Genomic DNA, 6,317 nt, shown 5'->3' with positions numbered 1-6,317 from the left:
GCGTGCCGACGGGGTAGAAGTGAAACATATTGTCGGCGCAATCGCCAATGAGGGCGACATTGACAGCCGTTATATCGGACACATCAAACTGCACGATGACTATTCAACCATCGAATTACCGAAAGATATGCCGAAAGAGTTGTTACAACATTTTGGTAAAACCCGAGTGCTGAATAAACCAATGCAGATGCGTTTTGTCGAAGAGGTGAAAGGCGACGGCGGTTTCGGTCGTGGGGAACGTAAAGGTGGTTTTGCTCGGGGCAAAAGAGAAGGCGGTTTCCGTGACGGCGGGCGCAGTGATTTCCGTGGCGGACGCGGCAATGATCGTTTCCAAGATCGCAACGAGCGCGGTGGCAAACCAAGTTTCGACCGCAAACCACGTCGTACTGGGCGTAGAGAAGGGTAATTCCTTTTTATTCTGTTGACAATCGTTGTTGATAAGACAAAGTAGGGGCGGATTAACTATCCGCCCGTTTACGAAGTGCGGTATAAGTATTTAATCCATAATGGAAAAAACCAAAGTGCGGTTCGTGCGAATAGTTAATCCGCTTCTATGTTTACCATAAAAATCGTATATTTTATCTTTTGTTAGTAGCCTGATTGAGTCACCATGACCACACTTGAACAAGATCAATACTTTATGCAGCGTGCGCTAGCACTTGCCGATTATGCCGAATCGCTGGGCGAAATTCCGGTGGGTGCGGTGTTGGTTGATGAGCACGGGCAAATTATCGGCGAAGGCTGGAACGCTTCCATTTCAAAACACGATCCCACTGCGCATGCTGAAATCGAAGCGATTCGACAAGCGGCAAATGCGCTGCAAAACTACCGATTGCTCAATACCACACTGTATGTGACGCTAGAACCCTGCACGATGTGTGCCGGGGCGATTTTGCACAGTCGAATCAAACGGTTGGTATTTGGCGCCAGTGATCACAAAACCGGCGCAGTTGGTTCACGCTTTCATTTTTTTAATGATTATAAAATGAACCATTTTCTTGAAGTCACCTGTGGTGTATTGCAACAGCAATGCAGCGAAAAACTGAGTAATTTTTTTCAGCGCCGTCGAGCCGAAAAGCGTGCACAAAAGTGTGCTGTTGTGCAGGAATAGGCAGCACCGCTGAATAGAGTGTTATTCATCATCTTCTTGTTGTAGCTGGCGTAATTGCACGGCTACATCATAAATTTGTTGACGGGCAGTTTCGATCAGCTCGTCGCAGTTGCCTTCACTCACCAGGCTGATTAGCATGGGTAAATTCATACCGCTATACAGTGAAGTGCGGTCGAGGTAGTGCATTGCAACATTACAAGGCGTGCCGCCCATGATGTCGCACAACACCACCGTTTTACCGCGAGTGTGGCTTAAAGCCAGTTCGAATTTTTGTTTGAAGTCGCCGCTACCTTCATGCGGATAAAGACAGACGCTCTGGGCGTTTTCGATTTTGCCGAGAATCATTTCAGCGGTTTCCAGTAAGCTTTTAGCGAATTCACCGTGACTGATTAAAATAATATTCATGTTTTCTCCCATAGTTATTATAAATTTTGGCTGGTTAAGGTTTTATAAATTGGTTTATCGCTGAATCGAAGTGCGGTCGGGCGTACACCTTCAGTTTCAAATACGATAATACTGTTGTCGCCTTGCTGTAAATATGGCGCCGGTAGATAGAGATAGCAGGTTGGTCCCTCTGACCAATAGCGTCCCAGATTTTTGCCGTTGACGATGATTACACCTTTGCCGAGTGTGCTGGTGTCAATAAAGCTATCTTGTGGTGCTTGCTCAAGGGTTAATTTAAATTGATAAAAAGAGGGATTGGCGGCGTTGGCGGAGCCGCTAAAATCAATCTGGTGTAGTTTGGTAAAATCTAACGCGTATTGTTGCCAGTTGCTGTGAAAATGTAAATCCAGTACCACACCACCGCTGATGCCTTTGTGTTGGGTTGGTGCAAGTAGCTTGCCGCCATAATTGACCCGCCCCATATTTTCCACCAGCAAATCCAGTTGCAAGTGCGGTTTTGGGGTATGCAATATAATATCATTACCGATTTCGTGCTGATATTGGGTAGCGACTTTTTGTTGATCGTTAAACACTTGAATGCGATCGCGTCCTTGATAAATCCGCAGTTTCAGATCTTGGCTGTAACTGTCGGCATAAGTGCGGTAGAGTATGTAGCCATAGTAGTGTCCCAGCTGTTCCATGTTTTGGGTGTGATTGCTGTCGTAACGCTGGCTGATGTGAGGCAAGGTGCTGAACAGACAGACTTCCTGTTGCAGCTCAAGTTCCGGATAGGCGGTGAAGGTCGGTAAAATCGGATCACAAATAGGGCTGGCATCAGGATATTGCTGCAACACTTGTTGTAACAGATAAAATTTTTCTGAAGGTTCACCCCATTCACGGATTGGGGCGTCATAATCATAGGAGGTTACTTGCGGTAAGTCGGTGTCACCGCGTGCGGAGCAACCGCTCCAAAAACCGAAATTTGTGCCGCCTTGCAACATATAAAAATTGATACTCGCGCGGTCGAGCAGGGCTTTTGTGCAATCGGCAAGATCTTGTGCGTCGCGCGTAATCACCGGCTCTTTCCAACGATTAAACCACCCATCCCAAAACTCCATGCACATCAATGGAAAAGTGCGGTTGTGGCGGCTGAAATAGCGCTGCAACTGGTCTAAATTTTCATCACTACGTGAACCAAAGTTACCGGTCGGCAAAATATCATCTTCAATCAATGCGCCAGCTTCCAACGCGTTTTGCCATGCGCCGTCTGAAGTGAACAGCGGCACATCGACCCGGTTTTCCAGCATGATCTGTTTGATCGCGCGTAGGTAATCTTTGTCATTGCCGAATGATCCGTATTCGTTTTCGATCTGCATCATAATGATATTGCCGCCGCGCGTGATTTGATAGGGCGTGACCAATGGCAATAGATGATCGAGATAGGTTTTGACCGGTGTTAAAAATTCAGGGCTGTTGCTGCGAGGGCGTAAATTTGGAATATTCAGCAACCATGCAGGCAAACCGCCAAATTCCCATTCGGCGCAAATATACGGCGACGGGCGCAAAATAACATAGAGATCAAGCTGTTGTGCTGTTTGGATAAAACGGACTAAATCGGCGTTGTCGTCAAAATAGAATTGATCGGGCTGTGGTTGATGCAGGTTCCATGGCACATAGGTTTCAACGCTGTTACACCCCATCGCTTTCAAATTATACAAAGTGCGGTACCAATAATCGGGAACGATACGGAAATAGTGCACTGCGCCGGAGATAATTTTAAACGGCTTGCCGTGCAGTAGAAAATCCTGTTCGCCAATTTGAAAGGGCATGTTTTACTCCTTATTGCTGATGTAGGCATTGAATAATGGTTAAAATGGCGTTCATGTCTTTGCCGCAGTAATCGGCGCTGGATTGGTCAATCGGCAAGCGTGTTTCTTCATAAGCGATCACGCTCAGTCCCGCACTTTTGGCGGCGGCGATGCCGTAATGGGAATCTTCGATTACTATCACCTTGTTTTTATCAACTTGTAAAGTGGCGACGGTGTGGTTGTAAATTGCTGGATCGGGTTTGCTGCGTGGAAAATGTTCGCCACTGACAATCAAGTCAAAGTGCGGTCGAATGCCGCATTCGTTTAAAACGTGTTCAATATGGTGTTGGCGTGAAGACGAGGCAACCGCCACTTTAATGTGGTGTTCAGTGGCAAAATCCAAAATATGGCGAATATCGTGGCGTAGGATGTCGGGATAATATAAATTTTTTACGCTTTGTGCGCTGTATTTATCCAGTTGCTGTTCGATTTCGGCTAAAGTCAGTCGATGTTTAATCAACTCAGCGATGGTTTGATATAAGTCTTGGTAAGATTTGCCGACCAAAACAGAGGTGTCCAGTTGGGCGCGTTCTTGTGGATCGTCGATAAACGAGCCAATAAAAGCAGTTTGATTGGCGAAATCAATAAATTCAGAATCGATGATCACACCGTCCATATCAAAAATAATCGCTTCTAACATATTACCCTCGTGGTTTTCACTTCAATTAACAAAGGTTGTGGTAAAGACAAAGCACACATTGCTGCGTGCTTTGTCTTCAAAGTGCGGTTGATTAGCCTTTTGCCAGTATGCCGAGCCAAGAGAATAGAATACACAAGGCAATGATGATCATAATGGCTTTATTGGACGACATTTTCGGTCGTCCCAACAGCCAGTAGATAAAGCCGACTACTAATGCGGGTACTAATCTTGGTAAAATAAGATCTAAGTTAGCTTGTGCAGACACGACTTTTTCACCGATGGTTGCCACATACGGAACGGAAACATTTACCATGGTGGCACACATCACCCCGACGACGAACACCCCCAATACCGTAGCGGCGTTAGTTAAAGCATTCAGTTTATGTCCTAAGGTGGTGACAAGATTCACCCCTTCGCGGTAGGCGATTTTCAGTTGTACCCAGCGGAATACCATAGTAGCGATGGCGACCATCACCCACAAACCCACCCCAAGCGGATTACCGCCGATTGCCATCGTAGCGGCAATTGCTCCCATAATGGCAGGCACTAGCGAACCGAAGATCGCATCACCAATGGCGGCGAATGGTCCCATTAAACCGGATTTGATTCCGGCAACCGCCTCAATTGATTTCTCGCCTTCTTTTTCCTCCAATGCCAAGTCGATTCCTTTCACAATTGTGTTGAAGAATGGGCTGGTATTGAAAAATTGGTTGTGCATCACCATCATTTTTTTCAATTCCGGCGAATTATCGCCATACATTTTACGCAGTTGCGGCAACATAATCCAAAGATAGCCGGAACCCTGCATCCGCTCGTAGTTCCAACCAAGTTGGTTGAAAAATAGGCTGCGAGTGTTGATTTGACGAAAATCAGCATCAGTCAATTTATAATTTTTCGGATTGCCGACAGTGTTATTGGAATTAGAGTTCGTCATCTTCGATTTCTCCTGTAGCGGATGTGGATTTTTTGGCTGAAGTGCTGCTGTCGTTGTCATTAACACTGCGTTGGTAAACCATTACAGCGAAAGCAAAGCCGATAGCTGCCATTGCCAGCATTGGCAGGCTGTTGTAAGAGCGACCAAGTGAGCTTGGCAGCAAGCCGTCTAAGGCGTTGCCGATTGCAGCCACATTGCCGAACAGTGTAATGAGGATCGCGGTTAATGCAAAACTGAGAATCAGGTAAGCAATATGGCGTTTTGTCGGCAGATAGCGTAATAAAATCGCAAAACCCAGTGCCGGTAGCACGCCACCGGCGAGTGTTAAACCGTCAGCGATAATTTTTAAAATACCGGACTGCATCGCAGAAACTAATGCTTCAACCAATGGACCGCCAAATACTAATGCCAAGAAAATCGGCAGGGCGCGCGACAATCCCCATGCGATGGCACCGCACAGATAATTGATATTGATAGCGCTATAGGCATGGTCATTAATATTCTTATCGATTCTGTGTGCGAAGAACACATTTGACATTCGTGCCAGAATATCGGTGTAGACCATTAATGCAGCAATCGGTACGGCAAGGGAGGTGAGTGCCAGTTGTGGATCCATGCCGACGGCAATCGAAAATGCGGTGGCGATAACCGTACCGGAGTTGGCATCGATCCGTGAGGCGCCACCAAACGTGCCGACACCCAGCACAGTCAGTTGCATTGAGCCGCCGATTAACAGACCGGTTGTCATATCGCCCATAATTAACCCAGTCACTAAGCCGGCAAATACTGGTGATCCGGCACTGGAGACAATGGTTAGTTCATCTAAGATTTGATAAAACGCATAGATGGTAATTAATAGAATTTGCCACCATTCAATCATGATTAGTACCCCTTATAAAAGTTTCATTAAGTCAATTTTTTCTTCATTGGGCACCATTTGTGCGGTCAGAAAAATGCCTTTTGCAGAAAGTTGTTGGAATACGTGAATATCGTTATCGGTGATATTGACGGATTTTTTTATGGAACGGGTATGCTCGGTCTGTGACATGTTGCCGACATTGATTTCTGTTAGGGTTACCCCATGTTCGACAAGTCCGAGTAATGTTTGAGGATTGCGGGTGATCAGTAATACGCGTTGTGAATCGTAGCGTCCGTCGTTGATATTTTTTGCGGCTTTTTCAATGGTCAGTACGCTTAAATTGACACCGGCAGGGCAGGCTAAACGCAGCCCTGCTTTGTCGATATCGTTGTTTGCGGCGACTTCATCCACCACCATAATACGTGAAATATTAAGATAAGAAGTCCAGAGATTAGCTACTTGACCGTGAATCAGACGTCCATCAATTCGGGTATGAATAATCGCCATGTTTTTTCTCCTTG

At 46.1% G+C, this 6,317-nt stretch carries 8 protein-coding genes; 2 read left to right on the top strand and 6 right to left on the bottom strand.

Features of this window, described 5'->3' with window-relative positions:
* Window positions 1–406 (top strand): DbpA RNA binding domain-containing protein (locus FHQ23_RS05560; RefSeq protein ID WP_176552254.1); only part of this gene is annotated, 406 nt, incomplete at its 5' end.
* Between the two features lie 204 nt (window positions 407–610).
* A complete protein-coding gene (tadA, locus tag FHQ23_RS05555; RefSeq protein WP_139613422.1) occupies window positions 611–1,111 on the top strand; it encodes a tRNA adenosine(34) deaminase TadA in 501 nt (166 codons plus the stop codon).
* A 21-nt stretch (window positions 1,112–1,132) separates the two neighbouring features.
* Here the strand turns inward: tadA and FHQ23_RS05550 are convergent, their stop codons facing one another.
* From FHQ23_RS05550 to FHQ23_RS05525, 6 genes are all read right to left on the bottom strand, one after another.
* On the bottom strand, window positions 1,133–1,516 hold the full coding sequence (locus FHQ23_RS05550; RefSeq protein ID WP_139613421.1) for a PTS sugar transporter subunit IIA: 384 nt from the start codon (window positions 1,514–1,516) through the stop codon (window positions 1,133–1,135).
* Between the two features lie 17 nt (window positions 1,517–1,533).
* A complete protein-coding gene (locus FHQ23_RS05545) occupies window positions 1,534–3,324 on the bottom strand; it encodes a glycoside hydrolase family 35 protein (RefSeq protein WP_139613420.1) in 1,791 nt (596 codons plus the stop codon).
* 10 nt (window positions 3,325–3,334) lie between these two features.
* Entirely contained in the window at window positions 3,335–4,003 is a 669-nt protein-coding gene (locus FHQ23_RS05540) for an HAD family hydrolase (RefSeq protein WP_139613419.1), read from the bottom strand.
* 91 nt (window positions 4,004–4,094) lie between these two features.
* Window positions 4,095–4,937 (bottom strand): PTS system mannose/fructose/sorbose family transporter subunit IID, encoded by an 843-nt coding sequence (locus tag FHQ23_RS05535; RefSeq protein WP_139611074.1) that lies wholly within the window; start codon window positions 4,935–4,937, stop codon window positions 4,095–4,097.
* Window positions 4,924–5,817 (bottom strand): PTS mannose/fructose/sorbose/N-acetylgalactosamine transporter subunit IIC, encoded by an 894-nt coding sequence (locus FHQ23_RS05530; RefSeq protein ID WP_139613418.1) that lies wholly within the window; start codon window positions 5,815–5,817, stop codon window positions 4,924–4,926. Before FHQ23_RS05530 ends, FHQ23_RS05535 begins: the two co-directional genes overlap by 14 nt.
* A gap of 12 nt (window positions 5,818–5,829) precedes the next feature.
* Window positions 5,830–6,303: a PTS sugar transporter subunit IIB gene (locus FHQ23_RS05525; RefSeq protein WP_139611076.1), complete on the bottom strand. Its 474-nt coding sequence runs from the start codon at window positions 6,301–6,303 to the stop codon at window positions 5,830–5,832.
* Window positions 6,304–6,317: the final 14 nt, after the last annotated feature.

This window comes from Testudinibacter crocodili (genome assembly GCF_006228025.1).
GTDB lineage: Bacteria > Pseudomonadota > Gammaproteobacteria > Enterobacterales > Pasteurellaceae > Chelonobacter.
This window is presented reverse-complemented; position numbering and strand designations above follow the sequence as displayed.